General features: G+C 76.0%; 13 protein-coding genes and 1 pseudogene. 9 read left to right on the top strand and 5 right to left on the bottom strand.

Annotated elements, in window-relative coordinates; genetic code table 11:
* Positions 1–9: 9 nt before the first annotated feature.
* The gene (locus CD790_RS34895; RefSeq protein WP_186319265.1) at positions 10–1,125 is read right to left on the bottom strand and encodes a DUF6397 family protein; all 1,116 of its coding nucleotides are present in this window, start codon (positions 1,123–1,125) and stop codon (positions 10–12) included.
* A gap of 250 nt (positions 1,126–1,375) precedes the next feature.
* A complete protein-coding gene (locus CD790_RS27590; RefSeq protein WP_144386055.1) occupies positions 1,376–1,786 on the bottom strand; it encodes a roadblock/LC7 domain-containing protein in 411 nt (136 codons plus the stop codon).
* A 122-nt stretch (positions 1,787–1,908) separates the two neighbouring features.
* On the opposite strand from CD790_RS27590, the gene CD790_RS27585 reads away from it, so the two are divergent.
* From CD790_RS27585 to CD790_RS27555, 5 genes and pseudogenes are all read left to right on the top strand, one after another.
* Positions 1,909–2,337 carry a PPOX class F420-dependent oxidoreductase gene (locus tag CD790_RS27585; protein WP_144386054.1) on the top strand — a complete coding sequence of 143 codons (429 nt, stop codon included), beginning with the start codon at positions 1,909–1,911 and terminating at the stop codon, positions 2,335–2,337.
* Between the two features lie 89 nt (positions 2,338–2,426).
* Positions 2,427–3,923, top strand: coding sequence for a cytosine permease (locus CD790_RS27580; RefSeq protein WP_144386053.1), 1,497 nt, complete (start codon positions 2,427–2,429; stop codon positions 3,921–3,923).
* Positions 3,920–4,519, top strand: a complete 600-nt coding sequence (locus CD790_RS27575) for a class I SAM-dependent methyltransferase (protein WP_144386052.1) — start codon at positions 3,920–3,922, stop codon at positions 4,517–4,519. Before CD790_RS27580 ends, CD790_RS27575 begins: the two co-directional genes overlap by 4 nt.
* 619 nt (positions 4,520–5,138) lie before the next feature.
* Positions 5,139–5,378 (top strand): annotated as a pseudogene (locus CD790_RS27560) (hypothetical protein); the annotation flags it as partial.
* A gap of 300 nt (positions 5,379–5,678) precedes the next feature.
* A complete protein-coding gene (locus CD790_RS27555) occupies positions 5,679–6,506 on the top strand; it encodes a hypothetical protein (protein ID WP_144386130.1) in 828 nt (275 codons plus the stop codon).
* Positions 6,507–6,755: 249 nt separating this feature from the next.
* Here CD790_RS27555 and CD790_RS27550 read toward each other — a convergent pair whose 3' ends face one another.
* On the bottom strand, positions 6,756–6,938 hold the full coding sequence (locus tag CD790_RS27550) for a hypothetical protein (RefSeq protein WP_144386051.1): 183 nt from the start codon (positions 6,936–6,938) through the stop codon (positions 6,756–6,758).
* A gap of 214 nt (positions 6,939–7,152) precedes the next feature.
* Here CD790_RS27550 and CD790_RS27545 point away from each other — a divergent pair, with 214 nt between their 5' ends.
* The 3 genes from CD790_RS27545 (at position 7,153) to xylB (ending at position 13,217) form a co-directional block, all read left to right on the top strand.
* On the top strand, positions 7,153–10,128 hold the full coding sequence (locus CD790_RS27545; protein WP_144386050.1) for a DEAD/DEAH box helicase: 2,976 nt from the start codon (positions 7,153–7,155) through the stop codon (positions 10,126–10,128).
* On the top strand, positions 10,125–11,555 hold the full coding sequence (locus tag CD790_RS27540; RefSeq protein ID WP_144386049.1) for an SWF or SNF family helicase: 1,431 nt from the start codon (positions 10,125–10,127) through the stop codon (positions 11,553–11,555). Before CD790_RS27545 ends, CD790_RS27540 begins: the two co-directional genes overlap by 4 nt.
* Before the next feature lie 207 nt (positions 11,556–11,762).
* Positions 11,763–13,217: a xylulokinase gene (xylB, locus tag CD790_RS27535; protein ID WP_144386129.1), complete on the top strand. Its 1,455-nt coding sequence runs from the start codon at positions 11,763–11,765 to the stop codon at positions 13,215–13,217.
* A gap of 334 nt (positions 13,218–13,551) precedes the next feature.
* Here the strand turns inward: xylB and CD790_RS27530 are convergent, their stop codons facing one another.
* The gene (locus CD790_RS27530; RefSeq protein ID WP_144386048.1) at positions 13,552–14,040 is read right to left on the bottom strand and encodes a GNAT family N-acetyltransferase; all 489 of its coding nucleotides are present in this window, start codon (positions 14,038–14,040) and stop codon (positions 13,552–13,554) included.
* A gap of 62 nt (positions 14,041–14,102) precedes the next feature.
* Entirely contained in the window at positions 14,103–14,960 is an 858-nt protein-coding gene (locus tag CD790_RS27525) for a phosphatidylinositol-specific phospholipase C/glycerophosphodiester phosphodiesterase family protein (RefSeq protein ID WP_144386047.1), read from the bottom strand.
* A gap of 245 nt (positions 14,961–15,205) precedes the next feature.
* Here CD790_RS27525 and CD790_RS27520 point away from each other — a divergent pair, with 245 nt between their 5' ends.
* Positions 15,206–16,456: a phosphodiester glycosidase family protein gene (locus CD790_RS27520; RefSeq protein ID WP_144386046.1), complete on the top strand. Its 1,251-nt coding sequence runs from the start codon at positions 15,206–15,208 to the stop codon at positions 16,454–16,456.
* Positions 16,457–16,470: the final 14 nt, after the last annotated feature.

Genomic DNA, 16,470 nt, shown 5'->3' with positions numbered 1-16,470 from the left:
GCCCGGGAATCACGCGCGGCCGAGCAGTCGCCTCCACAGCGGGCGCGGGCGGCCGGTGCGGGATGCGGGTTCACGTACGGGCCGCCCGGCGGGCTTCAGCCCCATCGCCTCCGTCGTCCCCGTCGTCGCCATCGTCCCTGTCAGCGCCGTCGTCGCCCCCGTCGTCGCCGTCGTTCCCGTCGTCGCCGCCCCCGACGGCTCCACGCCCTCCCTGGGCGGCCACGTCTCGACGCCCCCGGGAACGGCCTCGGCCGGCCCGAGGAGCGGGGCCGGCCGGGCCGCGCGGGCCGTGGCCAGCGCCGCGGCGAGGCTGAGGCGACAGGTGCGGAGCTCCACCGGGTCGTCCACCGTGAGCATGCCGGCGGCCGCGTCGCGCGAGCCGGGGGCGTGGGCTCCGGTGGAGATCAGGGCGGGGCGGAGACGCCGCAGACAGGCGCGCTCACGCGGGTCCTCGACGGCCTGGTCCAGCTCGTCGGGGGCCAGCAGGGCAGCCCACACCGCGACCCGCTCCCACGGGTCGTCCGTCTGCCCGATGAGCTGCTCGGCCCGGCGGCCGCGCCAGCCGCGGGCCCGCAGGTCCATACCGGCGGCGAGCATCGCCAGCAGCCCGGCCGGGGCGCGGCCGGTCAGCAACTCCGGCTCCCGCTCGGCGAACTGCCGCAGCTCGGTCGCGAGATAGAGCCAGACGACGGCCTGGTAGCGGTTCACGTAGAAGCGGGCGGGGGTGAAGCACCCGCAGCGCGCCAGCCGGCCGAATCGGCCGGGGCTGATGCCCAACAGCGCCGCCCCCTGCCCCGCCCCGACCAACCGCAGCCGCTCCCGCAGCCCCTCGGGGCCGCCCTCGGCCTCGGCGAGCCGGCGCAGCTCGGCGCGGGCCACACGCCGCAGCCACGGGGTGCCGGTGGCCACGGTGCGCACCTCACCCAGCTGTACGGCCAGCTCGAACTCGCTTGGTTTCAGACCCAGTCGCCGAGCGGCCCAGCCGGGCGTGACGGTGTCCTCCGGCGGCCGGTCGGGATCCGGGGCCGGTGTCTCGGGTGGCCGCGCCGGCACCTCCCGACGCGGCGCGGGTCGCCGCCCCGAACCCGGCGTCCGCTCCGACAGAACGTGCTCGCGTACGACCATCGCTGGCCTCCCCCGCTCCGGATCTCGACGGAGCGCCACGCCTTCACGTGCCGCCACGCCACGACCCACGATCAATCACTGACAGTGACGAATCTAGCGGCGGCGCGGAGGCGGCGGGCGTGGCTGTGGACAGGCCCGCGCATGTGGACAACCCGCTCAGCCCTTCGGGTGATCCCCTTCCGGCCCCTCGGCGACCGACCGCGTCGCTGAGCCGACCGTCCGACCGTCGGATTCCCGGGCCGATCGACCGCTAGAGGTGACTGGTCGCGCTGCTCTGCCGCCGGGACTCGACGCCCAGATGCTCCCCGACTCTGTTCACCATCAGCGCCATCTCGTAGGCGATCTGCCCGACGTCGCTGTCCGGCCCGCCGAGCACGCAGAGACAGCTGCCGTCTCCGGCCGCCGTCACGAACAGCACGCCCTCCTCGAACTCCACCACCGTCTGCCGCACCCGGCCGGTCCGGAAGTGCCGTCCGGACCCCTTGGCGAGGCTGTGCAGACCCGATGCGACCGCGGCGAGGTGCTCCGCGTCCTGGCGTGGTAGCGAGGAGCTGGCGGCGGTCACCAGGCCGTCGGTCGACAACACGAGGGCGTGCCGCACATGCTCGACACGCCCGGTCAGGTCGTCCAGCAGCCAGTCGAGCCCCTTACTGAGTGCCATTCCGTGCCCTCCCCGTCCGGCGAATTCCCCGCACCTGCACCAGCCTTTCTCACTGCCGTCGTCTCGGCAACCCGACCTCGGGACTGGCGGCGCCCGTGTGAGCGGGTTGGCAGGATGGGGACATGGCAAGGAAGATGACCAAGGATCAGTGGCAGGCATTCGTCTCCGAGGGAACCCGCACCGCGAAGCTGGCGACGGTCCGGGCGGACGGGAGCCCGCACCTCGCCCCGGTGTGGTTCCTGCTCGACGGGGAGGACGTGGTCTTCAACACCGGGAAGGACACCGTCAAGGGGCGCAATCTGGCGCGCGACGGGCGGGTCAGCCTCTGTGTGGACGACGAGCGGCCGCCGTTCGCCTTCGTCACGCTGCGCGGGCGGGCGGAGCTGAGTGAGGACCTCGACGAACTCCGCCACTGGGCGGCCCGGATCGCCGCCCGCTACATGGGCGAGGACCGGGCGGAGGAGTTCGGCGCCCGCAACGGCGTCCCCGGCGAGCTGGTCGTCCGCGTCCATGTGGACCAGGTCGTCGCGCTGTCGGGGCTCACCGACTAGCGGGGGGCTCGGCCTTCTCCCGGGCGGGCCCGTCAGCCACTGCGCGCCGGGCCGTTCACGGGATCGCGGGCTCGCGCGATCATGGTGTTATGACACGACAGCCCACGGCCCCGCGGCGGCGCACCGTGAACACCTCCGCCGGAGTGGTCGAACGCAACGGGATCAACCCGGTCCCCGACGCCGAGCGGCACGGCACGCCGGCGTCGCTCTTCTGGCCGTGGGCGGCCGCGAACCTCTCGCTCGCGGGCGTCGCGTTCGGCGTCTACCTGATGGGTTTGGGGCTGGGGTGGTGGCAGGCCGTCGCCGCCGGAGCGATCGGCTATGTGCTGTCGTTCGCGCTCGTCGGCCTGGTGTCGGTGGCGGGCGCGCGGACCGGGGCGCCGACCATGGCGATCAGCCGGCTCTCCTTCGGACTGCACGGCAACAAGCTGCCGACCCTCTTCAGCTATGTCTCCAACGTCGGTTGGGAGACCGTGCTGGTCACCCTCTCCTCGCTGGGCGGTGCGGCGATCCTGGCGCGCGTCGCCCCGGGTGCCTTCGCCGAGCGGGGCGGCGAGGGTTCGCCGACGACCGCCGCCGTCGCGCTCTGCTTCGCGGTGACGGCCGCCGTGGTGGTCGTCGTCGGAGTCTACGGGCACGCGCTGATCATGAAGGTGCAGAAGTACCTCACCGCCGCCATAGCCGTGATGACGGTCGCGTACATGGTCCTCATGGTCGATCGCGTCGACCTGTCGACGACGGGCGGCGCCCCGGGGGACGCCGGGGTGTTCGTCGGCGGCGTCGTCTTCGCCATGAACCTGCTCGGTCTGGGCTGGGTCAACTGCGGCGCGGACTACAGCCGCTACCTGCCGCGCGACGCCTCCGCGCGGGGCATCGCCGGCTGGACGACGTTGGGCGGCGTCCTCGCGCCGCTGGTGCTGCTGGTCTTCGGCGCGCTGCTGACCGCGGGCGATCCGCGGCTGGCCGCCGCTGCCGCCGCCGACCCGGTGGGCGCCCTGGCCGCCGAGCTGCCGACCTGGTTCCTGGTGCCGTATCTGCTCACCGCCGTCGGCGGCTTCGTCTCTGGCGCGATCATGGACATCTACAGTTCGGGGATGTCGCTGCTCACGCTCGGCGTACCGATCCGGCGCCATCTGGCGGTCCTGGTCGACGGCGCGCTGATGACCCTCGGCGGCTGGTACCTGCTGTTCGTCTCGCAGAGCTTCCTCGCCACGTTCCAGGCGTTCCTGTCCATCGTCGGGGTGACGATGGCGGCCTGGGTGGCGGTGTTCCTGGTCGAGCAGTGGCGTCGCCGCGCGGCGGGGTACGGCCTCACGGCGGTCCGGCCCGTGGGGTGGCCCGCCGTGGTCTCGCTCGCCGTGGCCACCGCCCTCGGGCTGGGACTGATCACCTCCGCCGATCCACACCTCGCGCGAGGCGTGGGGTTCCTGCTCACCGAGAGCGCCGCGCGGGGCACGCTCGGCGCGATGAACATCGGCGTGGTCGTGGCGCTGCTCGTCGCGGGCGCGCTCTACACCGCGCTGTCGACCCTGGACGGTCGCCGACGGGGCGCCGCCGCCTCCACCACCTCCGAAGGAGCCCTGTGAGCGACGACCACCACGAGGTGCGGGAGTTCTTCACCGCGCGGGCGGCCGACTGGGACGCGCGCTTCCCCGATGACGCTCCGGCCTATGCCGCCGCCGTCGCCGACCTGGAGCTGCGCACCGGAGACACGGTCCTCGACGCGGGCTGCGGCACCGGCCGCGCCCTGCCCGCGCTGCGCGCCGCCGTGGGCCCGGAGGGGCGGGTCCTCGGTGCCGACCTCACGCCGGCGATGCTGGAGGCGGCGGTCCGCGCGGGTCGCCACCGCACGGCGCTGCTCACGGTCGCCGACGTGACGCGGCTGCCGCTGCGCGACGGAACGCTCGACGCGGTGTTCGCCGCCGGGCTGCTGTCTCATCTGCCCGCCCCGGAGGCGGGGCTGCGTGAGCTGGCGCGGGTGGTGCGGCCCGGCGGGCGGCTGGCGCTGTTCCATCCCGTCGGGAGGGCGGCGCTCGCCGCCCGGAAGGGCCGCCGGCTCACCCCCGACGACCTGCGCGCCGAGCCCAACCTCCGCCCGCTGCTGACGCGCTCCGGCTGGCGGCTGAGCTCGTACGAGGACGTGGACGCGCGCTTCCTGGCCCTGGCGGAGCGTCCCGGCTGACCCCGCCCCGGACCCCGTCGCTCGGCGCCCTACGCCCCGGGCCCGGCCCGCGCACGCGTGCCGTCTGCCCCGCGTCGACCCCCAGCCGCTCGGGCGGGCCACGTCCCGCGCTTGGTCCGAGCACGTGTCCCGTCTGCCCGCGTCAAGCCCCCAGCCGCTCCACGCCCGCTCCCGGTCCGCCCCACGCGGCCCGTCTCCGCGTCGGCCCCATCCCCCGCGGCCGGCCCCCGGCCTCGCGCGTCGGGCCTGCCCCTCGGTGGGGCCGCGGCCTCGGGGACCGTACACCTCGGCCGTACGGGCCCCGGTGGCCCCGGCCTCTCGACGGCCGGGACAACGACGCCCGCGCGGGGGACACTTGGCGCTACGGCACTTCCAGCGGCTCAGCGAGGGGATGGTCGACGTGGCAGGAAAGCTCCGCGGAATGGGCACGCTGATCGACGAGGTGTGGCGGGTCCTCTGGCGGCCCCGGCCCGCGCCAGCCCGGACCCGCGCCGCGCGGTCCGCCGGCCCGCCGCCGACGGCGGCTCCCCGGCCGGAGGCACCGCGGTCCGCGACCCGGCCCGCCGCACCACAGCCGGCGCCGGCACGCCGCGCGGCGCCCCGCCCCGTCGGCAGGGCCTCCGGCCCGCGCCCGGCCCGCCATCGGCCCAACCTCTTCGAGGCGGCGGCCACCCACGTCGCCGCGTGCGCGGAGGCGGACGAGCGGCGCAGCTCGGAGGCGGCGGAGTGGGTGTCGCCGGAGGCGCTGGCGTTCGGCGTGCACGAACTGGCCTGCCGGGCGGTGATAGCGCTCGCGCGGGAGCGCGACGCGTCACCACAGGAGGTGGCGCGGTCTCTCCTGGGTCTGCCCTCTGTCTGAGTGTTCGGCCCGGCGCGTGCCACGACGGCTTCGCGCGACCTCTCGACGCCGTGGCTACCGGCTGGTTAAGGTGCGCCGGACAACCGGTCGGCCGGACGTGGTCGGTCGATGGACCGGAGGTGGCCGAGGGCGTCATGCCGCTCGGAGCCGGTCGATCGCCCCGTACGCCCGGTCGCCCCGACGCCGGGGCGCGCCCGCCCGTCACGCCCCGGTGGCCGCGTCGAACGCGCCGCGCCCGGCCCGGACGCCGTGCACGAGCTGGAGCCGGACGCCGTACACGAGCTGGAGGAGGAGGCCGCCGTGGCCACGACGGAGGAGCCCATCGAGGAGGCGGGGGACGGCGCACTGTACGTCCTGACCGCGGTCCTCCTGACGCCCGCGCGGTTTCCCAGCGTGCTCGGGGACGACTACCCGGAGGTCTGCGGGGCCTTGGGGCTGGACCCGTTCGACGCCGGATACGGGCTGGTCCTGGGCCAGGACGAGGAGGGCGCGCGCTGGACGGTGGTCACCGACGACGTCTCGCTCGTCGCCTGTGCGATCGCCGCCTGGGACTGCGGCATGGAGTACGACCTGTCCCCCGACGAACGCACCGTCGTCGCCTCGCTCCCCGGGTGGCCGCTGGCCGTCGCCGTGGCCGTGCCCGGGATCCCGGCTCCCCACGACCCGCGGCCCGATCCGGAGTTCGACCCGAAGGCCGCCCACGAAGCCACGCCCGGGCGGCTGCCGCTCGCGCCACCGGACGCCGGCGAGTGGGGCCCCGCCCAGCGTCGGCTGGGGGCGGACGAGATCGCGCTCCAGTGGGCGACCTGGCGGGAGCAGATCGGCGATGAGGTGACGTTCGTGCCGGCGGGTGAGAGGCCGCACGCGGGTGTGCGCCGCGTCCTGGAGGAGGCCCGTGCCTACCTGGAGTCGCCCCCGCCGCCCGGCCGGATCCGCTCGGCCTTCGCCTCGGGCGACGCGCGCACGCTCCGGGCCGACGGGCCGGGGTGGAGCCTCGTGGCCCGCACCGACGACATCGCGTTCGTGCTGCTGGACGAGGCTCCGGGCGAGGTGTTGCCGGTCGGCCGGGGCCCGGAACTGCCGGCCCTGCTGAACGCCCTGGACCAGTTGGCCGTTCGCCCGCAGTGACCGCCTCCCCCGCCGGAGACAGGGGAGGCCACTCTCCCACCCCGCCGCCGAGCCCACCCCGCGCGGGCGCGTTCCGCCGCACCGGAGAAGCCCGGCCCGCCACCCGGCATCGCGCGCGCACTGGCCCGGGAACCGACGCTCATCGTCGCGGACGGCGGCGAAGCCTCCCCGGCCAGCGGCCGACCCGCGCGGGCCTCGGCCGCTCGGCGTACCGCGCGGCGGCGTACCGCGCGGCGGGGTGCCGCGCCCTCAGCGCCCGATCTCCTTGCGGAAGGACCCGCGCAGCCTGCGTCGCTGCTCCGGGTCGAGCAGGAGGAAGCCCGCCACGGGCACCCCGATGATGATTGCCACCGCCGCCCACAGCGGCAGCAGCCAGAGCAGGATCACGGCCACCACGACCGCCCCGGTGGCGGCCTTCGCACCCTTGGACATCTTCCGCCTCCTTCACGGCGACACGCCGCGCTCACCCCGCCACGGGCACCGTCACCCCGCGGTTCCCCTCGGCGCCCGGCGACACGAGGACGACGCATCCAGTCTCCACCCGAGTGACACGGATCACTCAGAAAGCACGTCCGGACGCCCGGCCGGCGGTGTACCCTCGGCGATTCCTACTCGGCTAGTCAAATTTGAGGAATGCGTCATCGCTGTGACATCGCCCTTCGCGGCAACGCCCTCCCTGATCACCGAACTCATCCGCTGTCACGCCGTCTTCCTGCCCGGTGACCCGGCGCGCGCCGGACGCCTCGCCTTCTGGACGCCGGGCGACTCGCCCTCCGCCGACGCGCCCGCCCCGGGGTCCGATCCCGACCGCGTCGAGGAGCTGACCGTCGTCGTCCCGGACGGCGCGGAGATCCGCACCCGGACCGTACGGGCCCTGGTGCTGTCGGCGGGCGAGGCGCTGCCGGTGCTCACTCGGGCGCGTGCCGCAGGCGGCCATCCGGCCGCCGCCTTCTGGGGGGCCGCGTCGGTGCTGGCCCTCCAACTCGCCGCCCGCGGTCGCCTGCTGCCCGGACTCAGCGCCGCCGACCACGACGCGTGGCGCGCCGGCCCGCTCTCCGCCGACGACCTGCGCCGGGTGCGCGAGCTGGCCGCCGCGATGCCGCCGGAGGCGCACGCCGTACCGCTGCCCGGCGCCCGACCACCGCTGCTGCCCGAGCCCGAGCGGCTGCTCCGCGCCTTCCTGGACGCGGTGGCGGACGGCCTCCCGCGCTCGCCCGCCGCGGCCCTGGCCGCGGGCGGCCCCGCCTTCGCCGCCGCCGAGCCGCGGCGGCTGCCCGAGCAGCGCTCCTGGGCCGCGGACGTCGCCGCGGGCCACGACGCCGGCGTGCGGCTGTCGCTGCGCGTCGAGGCGTACGGGCCGACGGTGGACGCGGCCGTGGAGGACACGGCGGACGACGCCATGCGCGGGCCCGACTTCCGCGCCGTCCTCCAACTGCACAGCCTCACCGACCCCGCGCTCGTCGCCGACGCCGCCGACGTCTGGGCCGGCGCCTCGCCGGTGGCCGCCGCGCTGGGCCCACGCGCCCGCATGGACGCGCTGCTCACCCTGCGCCGGGCCGCGCACGCCTGGCCGCCGCTGACCCCGCTGCTCTCCGCGGCCGTGCCCGACGCCGTCGAACTCGCCGACGAGGAGGTGGCGGAGCTGCTCGGCGCCGCCGCCCGCGCGCTGGCCGCCGCCGGTGTGCGGGTGCACTGGCCCAAGGAGCTGGCGCGCGGGCTCACCGCCCGCGCGGTCGTGGGCCCGGACGGCGGGGACCGCTCCGACGGGGACGGCCGCGCGGAGGGGCGGCAACGGTTCGACGGGGACGGCTCCGGCCTGCCCTCGTTCCTCTCCGCCGACGCGCTGCTCCGCTTCGACTGGCGCTTCGCCGTCGGCGACACGGAGCTCACCCGCGCGGAGCTGGACCGGCTCGCCGAGGCCAGCCGTCCCGTGGTGCGGCTGCGCGACCAGTGGGTGGTCATCGACCCGGAGGCGGTCCGCGCGGCCCGCGATCGGCAGGACCGCAAGCTCACCCCCGTGGAGGCGCTCGGCGCCGCGCTCACCGGACGTGCCGAGGCTCCCGACGGCTCCACCGTGGAGGTCGAGGCCACCGGCTGGCTGGCCCGGCTCCGCGACGCGGTCGCCACCCCCGAGGATCCCGAGGGCACCGGCCGGGAGCCGGTGCGGCAGCCCGCCGCGCTCACCGCGACGCTGCGCGACTACCAACTGCGCGGCCTGGACTGGCTGAGCCGGATGACCTCGCTCGGTCTCGGCTGCTGTCTCGCCGACGACATGGGCCTGGGCAAGACCATCACCCTGATCTCCCTCCATCTGCACCGCCAGACCTCCCCCGACACCGCCGGCCCCACGCTCGTCGTCTGCCCGGCTTCGCTGATGGGCAACTGGCAGCGGGAGATCGGGAAGTTCGCGCCCGGCACCCCGGTACGCCGCTTCCACGGCTCCGCGCGGAGCCTGGAGGACCTGGCGGACGGCGAGTTCGTGCTCACCACATACGGCACCATGCGGCTGGACGCGCGACGGCTCGCGGCGGCCGGGCCCTGGGGCATGCTGGTGGCGGACGAGGCGCAGCACGTCAAGAACCCGTTCTCGGCGACGGCCAAGCAACTGCGCACCATAGGGGCGAAGGCGCGGATCGCGCTCTCCGGCACCCCGGTGGAGAACAACCTCACCGAGCTGTGGGCGATCCTCGACTGGACCACCCCCGGACTGCTGGGGACGCTCGGCGCCTTCCGCAGGCGCTACGCCCAGCCCCTCGAGGGCGGTGCCGGGCAGGGCGGCGGGCGGGCCGCCGACCCGGCGGTCGCCGAGCGGCTCGCGCGGCTGGTGCGGCCCTTCCTGCTGCGCCGCCGCAAGTCCGATCCGGGCATCGCCCCGGAGCTGCCCGAGAAGACGGAGACGGACCGCGCGGTGGCGCTCACCACGGAGCAGGCCGCGTTGTACGAGGCGGTGGTGCGCGAGATCCTCGCCGAGATCGCCGGAGCCGACGCCTTCGAGCGCCGCGGGCTCATCGTCAAACTGCTCACCGGGCTGAAGCAGATCTGCAACCACCCGGCGCAGTTCCTCAAGGAGGACGAGCCCAGGATCCCCGGGCGCTCCGGGAAGCTGGAGCTGCTCGACGAACTGCTCGACACCATCCTGGCCGAGGGCGCCGGTGTGCTGGTCTTCACGCAGTACGTGCGGATGGCCCGACTGCTGGAGCGGCACCTGGCGGCGCGCGGCGTGCCGACGCTGCTCCTGCACGGTGGTACGCCGGTGGCGCAGCGGGACGAGATGGTCCGCCGCTTCCAGGACGGCGAGATTCCGGTCTTCCTGCTGTCCCTGAAGGCGGCGGGCACCGGTCTGAACCTCACCCGCGCGGAGCACGTGGTGCACTACGACCGTTGGTGGAACCCGGCCGTGGAGGCGCAGGCCACCGACCGTGCGTACCGCATCGGGCAGACGCGGCCGGTGCAGGTACACCGGCTGATCGCGGAGGGCACGGTCGAGGACCGGATCGCGGCGATGCTTGAGCGCAAGCGGGAGCTGGCGGAGGCGGTGCTGGGCACCGGCGAGGCGGCGCTGACCGAACTGACCGACGCCGAGCTGGCGGAACTGGTGGAGTTGAGGGGGAACGACCGATGACCGAGGCGTACCGGACACGGCACGGGGAGAGCCCCGCCGAGCGCACCTTCGACGCGCTGCCGCCCGCGCGGGGCCGCGGTTTCGCCACCACCTGGTGGGGCCGGGCCTGGCTCAAGGCCCTGGAGGACACGGCGCTCGACGGTGATCAGCTCAGACGCGGGCGGGTCCAGGCGCGGGCGGGGGCGGTGGGCGCCGTCTCGGTGCGGCCGGGCCGCATCACCAGCGTGGTCCGCGACCGCGACGGCACGCGGCAGCGCTCCGACGTGCTGCTGCGGGAGTTCGACGAGGCGGAGTGGGACCGACTGTTGGCGGTGGTCGCGGACCGCGCGGGGAACATCGCCGCGCTGCTCGACCGCGAGATGCCGCCGCACCTGGCCGAGGACGCGGCCGCGGCCGGCGTCGAGCTGCTGCCCGGCATCGGCGACCTGGAGCCGGAGTGCGGCTGTACGGAGTGGGACCACTGCCCGCACACCGCCGCGCTCTGCTACCAGGTGGCGCGGCTGCTGGACCAGGACCCGTTCGTGCTGCTGTTGGTGCGCGGCCGCACCGAGCGGGAGGTGCTGGACGAGCTCCAGGAGCGCAGTGCCGCGCGGGCGGCCGCCGCCGTACGGGAGTCCGCCCCCGACGGTCCCGCGGCCGATCCGGCCGACGGGGCGACGCCGACCGTCCGTCAGGCGGCCGGTGCCACGGCCGCGGAGGGCATATCGGCCGCGGAGGTCTTCGCCGGCCGCGCCCTCGTGGCGCCGCTGCCGGAGCCCCCGCCCACCGTGGCGGAGCCCGGGGTGCCGCCCGCTCTCGGCGGCGGCACGGACCCGGCCCCGGGGCTCGACCCCGGCGCGCTGGAGTTCCTGGCGGCGGACGCGGCCGTACGGGCGCGCCGGCTGCTGGCCGAGGCGCTGGCGCCGGAGCACGCGACCGCGCCGTTCCCCGCGGGGCTCTCCGTCTGGCAGGACGCGGTGCGGCTGGCGGCCGACGCCGGCGCGCCGAACCCGGACACCGCGCGGATCCGCGCCCGGCTCGCCGAGGGCTGCGGCCGTGACCGCGGGGCCTTGGAGCGCGCGGTGCGTGCCTGGCAGCACGGCGGCGTGGCCGGGTTGGCGGTGCTGGAGGAGGACTGGGCGCCGGACGCCGAGGCGCTCGCCCGCGCCCGCGCGGAGCTCGCCGCCGCCTGGGAGGACCAGGAGGACGGCGCGGACCAGGGCGCCCCGGCCGAACAGGGCGGGCGGAGCGGGGCGGACGCACCGGGCGGGCTGCCCCGGCTGCGCGCGTCCGGCAACCGGTGGACCGCGGTCGGCTCCGGCGTCCAACTGCGCTACGGGCGGGACGGACGCTGGTGGCCGTACCGCAAGGAGCGCGGGCAGTGGTGGCCCGCCGGGCCGTGCGCGGAGGATCCGGCGGCCGCGCTCGCCGGGCTGCTCGCGGACTGACACCCGCTTGGGGGTCGTCCTCCGCGCGCCCGCGGAGGACGACCGACGGGAGACTGGAGGCCCCGCGCCGGGCACCGCCGCTCGGCCGCCGCAGGGACGGCGGCGCCGTGGTCGGTCCCGTCCGGCCGGCTCCGACGCCCGCGCGGGCCACGGCGGTCCGCGCGGGTCGCCCAGACCGCACAGAGGGAGAGTCCGGTGGCCACAGCCATGCAGGTGTCCGAGGGGCCGCTCGTCGTCGGCGTGGACAGCTCCACCCAGTCCACCAAGGCGGTGGTCGTCGACGCCTCGACCGGCGAGGTCGTCGCACGGGGCCGGGCCCCCCACACCGTCGGCGGCGGGGCCGACGGCCGTGGCCGGGAGAGCGACCCCCGCGGGTGGTGGCGGGCGCTGTGCGCGGCCCTGGAGGAGTGCGGGTCCGAGGCCCGGCAGGCCGCGGCGGTGTCCATCGCCGGGCAGCAGCACGGCCTGGTGACGCTCGACTCCGTCGGGAACCCGGTGCGGCCCGCGCTGTTGTGGAACGACGTGCGCTCCGCGCCGCAGCGCGACCGGCTGCTGGCCGAGTTCGGCGGACCCGCGGTCTGGGCCGAGCGCACCGGCAGTGTCCCCGCGCCCTCCTTCACGGTGACGAAGTGGGCGTGGCTGCGGGAGCACGAGCCCGAGGCCGTCCGCGCGACGGCAGCCGTACGGCTGCCGCACGACTACCTCACCGAGTGCCTGACGGGCGAGGCGACCACGGACCGGGGCGACGCGTCGGGCACCGGCTGGTGGTCGGCGGCGGACGAGGCGTACGACGACCGGGTGCTCGAGCATGTCGGGCTCTCCGCCGCGCTGTTGCCGCGCGTCCGCCGGCACGGCGAGGCGGCCGGGACCGTGCGGAGCCGGCCGGACCTGCCGCTGCCCGGCGGGGCGCTGGTGGCGATCGGCACCGGCGACAACATGGCCGCGGCCCTGGGGCTCGGGCTGCACCCCGGTCAGCCGGTGCTCAGCCTGGGTACCTCCGGCACGGTCTTCACCGTGTCCGCGCGGCGCCCCGCCGACCCGACCGGGGTGGTCGCGGGCTTCGCCGACGCCCGCGAGGCGTGGCTCCCCTTGGCCTGCACCCTCAACTGCGCGCCCGCCGTCGACCGGTTCGCGGCGCTGCTCGGCCGCGAGCGTGAGGCGGTGGAGCCGGGCGGCTCGGTGGTCGCGCTGCCCTTCCTCGACGGCGAACGCACCCCCGACCTGCCGCGGGCCTCCGGCCTCCTGCACGGGCTGCGCCATGACACGACGCCCGGCCAGGTGCTCCAGGCCGCCTATGACGGTGCCGTCCACGCGCTGCTGACCGCCCTCGACCGGGTGCTGGAGGCGGCCGGCCCCCGGGAGGGTGCGGAGGACGCCGCGCTGTTGCTGATCGGGGGCGGGGCCCGGGGTACGGCCTGGCGGGACACCGTGCGCCGGCTGAGCGGCCGCCCCCTCCGGGTGCCGCGGGTCGCGGAGCCGGTGGCGCTGGGCGCGGCCGCCCAGGCCGCGGGGCTGCTGCTGGGTGAGGACCCGGCGGCCGTCGCCCGGCGCTGGGGCACCGCCGACGGCCCCGAGTACGAGGCGGTCGCGCGCGACGACGCGGCCCTGGAGCGCATCGGCTCGGTGCTGGCCGACGCCGACACCCTGCTGCGCCGCGGGTGACCCGTCGGGGGAGGCGGCCTCGCGCGGGGCCGTGCGCGCCCGCGCGGTCGTCGATGTCACCCTCGTGCGGCCGGCGCAGCCGCTTCGGGACGCGCACACCGAGGACACGCGCGCCCGCGCGGGTGGCCGGCCGACGGGCCGTCACCCCAACGGGGGCTCGGGTCCCTCGGCGCGGCTCCGCGCGGGGCTCATGACGAACGACCGCGCGACGGATCCGTGGGGCGGGGACCCGTCATGCGAGGAGCCGGTGCGTTGTCCCACAGGGGCGGCCCGGACCCCCCACACGACCGCGCGCCCGACGGCAACTCAGAAGGCGTTCTTCTCAGATCGCGGCTCAGAACGCGCAGTACATCACGTGCAGCCCCACATACCCCTCGGTCGGGTGCCGGAAGGCTCCGGGGACCGTGCCGACCACCTCGAAGCCCAGGGTGCGGTAGAGGCCCACCGCGCGGGTGTTCGTCGCGGCGACGGCGTTGAACTGCATGCCACGGTAGCCGGCGGCGCGCGCCCAGCGCAGCGCCTCCTCGCACAGGGCGCGGCCGACCCCGCGTCCCTGGTGCGCGGGGTCGACCATGAAGCTGGCACTGGAGACGTGGGCGCCGGGTCCCATCTGATTGGGATTCATCTTGGCCGTGCCGACCACGGTTCCCGCCGCGTCGACGGCGACGACCGTGCGGCCGGGCGCCTTCAGCATCCACATGTCACGGGCCAGCGGCTCGTCCAGGTCGACCGGATAGGTGAAGGTCTCACCCTCGGCGCAGATCCGCTGCAGGAAAGGCCAGATGACGGGCCAGTGGTCGGCCGTCGCGTCCTTGATCAACATAGCGACCAGCATGGCGCACCGGGTGCCGCGACACCAGACACGTACGATGCGGCTATGTCTGATCAGCGCATTATGCGAAGAAAGTCCTCCAGGCCGGCCAGATCGTCCGTGTTGATGTGATCGACGTCGGCCGCCAGCAGCTCGCGCCACACCGCCTCACGCTCCGGGCCCGGCAGGTCCGGTGTGGCCCAGAACCGGACGCGCCGCCCCTCGGCGTGCGCGGCGCCGACGACGCGCCGCAGCCGCTCCCGCTGCGCCGGGGGCATCTCGCCCATCCCCCACCAGGTGAAGAGCGAGTTCCAGTTGGCGCTGATCAGCGGGGTGAAGGAGGCCGGGACGCCGCTGCCCAGGTCGTCCGGTCGGCCGTCATAGAAGGCGTGCCGGATCCGCTCGGCCTCCATGGGGACCCGCGCGCCGCGGTCGCCGGAGATGACGGCGGTGACCGCGCGGCGGCGCACCCGGCCGCCGGCGGCGACGCTCAGCAGGGGCGCGTAGCGGCGCAGCCGTCGGGACAGCTCGCGGTAGGTGGGGTCGCCCGCGCTCTTGATGTCGATGAGCAGTTGCAGGGTGACGTCGTGACCGCGGAAGACGCGACCGCCGTTGGCCCGGACACGCCGCGCCAACGGGTCGAGGTAGAGGGCCTCAAGGGTGCGCTCGGGGTCGAGGTCGACCTCGTCGTGGGCGACCAGCAGTTCGCCGTCGACCAGCCAGATGTCGGCCTCGACGCTGGTGAAGCCGTGCGAGAGCGCGTCATCGAGCGGGTGGGGGTGCTCGTAGTCGTTGTGCGCATGGGCTCTGCGCAGCGGCGCACGGCGGTCGCGCCCGGTCGCGGCCTCCGCCGCCGGGGCGGGCGCGGCCACACCGCCCGCGAGGGCGGCTCCGAGAGTGACGACGAAGGCGCGGCGCGTACGGCGGACCATGGGGACCTCCCGGCTCTCGTCCCGGCCCACGGCCGGGGGTGCACGCGGCTGTGCACGGCGGACGCCAGTGAGTATCGGGGGCGGGGCGCGCGTTGGGCAGAGGGGGATGAAGAGTTCCGAGGGTGCTCCCCCGTGGTTTCCCCGGCGTTCCGTTCACGCCCGCGCGCCGTGGAGAAGTCCCTTGCCCGGTGCGACAGTTGGCCACCATCGAGGGCCGCCCGGGCCATCGGGACCGAGGGGGGACGATGACACGCCACGGACGACTGAGACGGCTGCGGGCGACGGTGGCGGCGGGCACCGCCTGGGTGGCGCTCGTCGGCGGCGGACTGGTCGGAGCGACTCCCGCGCGGGGCGCGCCGAACGGGCTGCGCCAGCTGACGGAGACCACGCTGGCGCCGGGCGTCGACTACCGGAGGTTCGCGGTGTCGACGCCCCATGGCACGGCCTACGCCCATCTGCTCACCGTCGACCTGCGCACCGCGCGGACCGCGACGGGCCTGCTGTACCCGGACGCGGTCGGGGCCCGGGCGCCGGTGACCCGGCTGGCCGACGCGCGCGGCGCGGTGGCCGCCGTCAACGGCGACTTCTTCAACATCACCGAGATCCAGCACCCGGGCGTGGAGGCCACCGGAGCCCCGGTGGGCCCGGCCGTGGCCGGCGGGCGGGTGCTGAAGGGGGCGGTTCCCAGGGGACAGCGGTTCGGGCCCGCGCTGCCGCCCGGGGCGTCGGTCCGAGACGTCATCGGGGTGGGCACGGACCGCAGGGCGCGGGTGGACCGGCTGTCGCTGCGGGGCACGGTGCGCACCCCGCGCGGCGCGCTGCGGCTGCGCGGGCTGAACCAGTACGCGGTGGCGGTGGACGGCGTCGGCGCGTTCACCTCCGACTGGGGCACCACCTCGCGGGTGCGGGCGACCTGCGGCACGGACACCGACCGGTCGGCCCCGTGCAGCACCGAGACCCGGGAGGTGACGGTGCGCCGCGGGCGGGTGACGGCGGTGGCCCGCACCCCGGGCAAGGGGGCGATCGCGTCGGACGCGGTGGTGCTGGTGGGCCGCGAGGCGGGGGCGCGGGCGCTGCGCGGGCTGCGGGTGGGCGACCCGGTACGGACGGCGTACACCCTGAAGGGCACTCAGCGGACCCCGTTCGACTTCGCCGTCGGCGGCTATCCCATCGCTCGTGACGGTCGACCCCTGGAGGGGCTGGACGCCGTCACCACCGCGGTGCGCACCGGCGCGGGCGTCGGCAGGGGCGGGCGGCTCCTCCATCTGCTGGCGCTGGACGGCAGGGCGGAGTACCGCTCCGGGCTGACGATCGCGGAGCTGGCCGAGGTCATGCTGGAGCTCGGCGCGCGGGACGTGGTGAACCTGGACGGCGGCGGTTCCTCGACGCTGGTGACACGGCCCCCCGGTGGCACCCGCACAAAAGTACGGAACCATCCCTCGGGCGGCTCGGAGCGCCCCGTGCCCAACGGCATCGGTGTATTTACCCGCTCCTAACCAAACCTGATCAT

The organism is Streptomyces sp. SAJ15, assembly GCF_007595705.1.
Lineage (GTDB): Bacteria > Actinomycetota > Actinomycetes > Streptomycetales > Streptomycetaceae > Streptomyces.
Note: the sequence above shows the minus strand (reverse complement) of the source record. Positions and strands in the feature narration are given on the sequence as shown.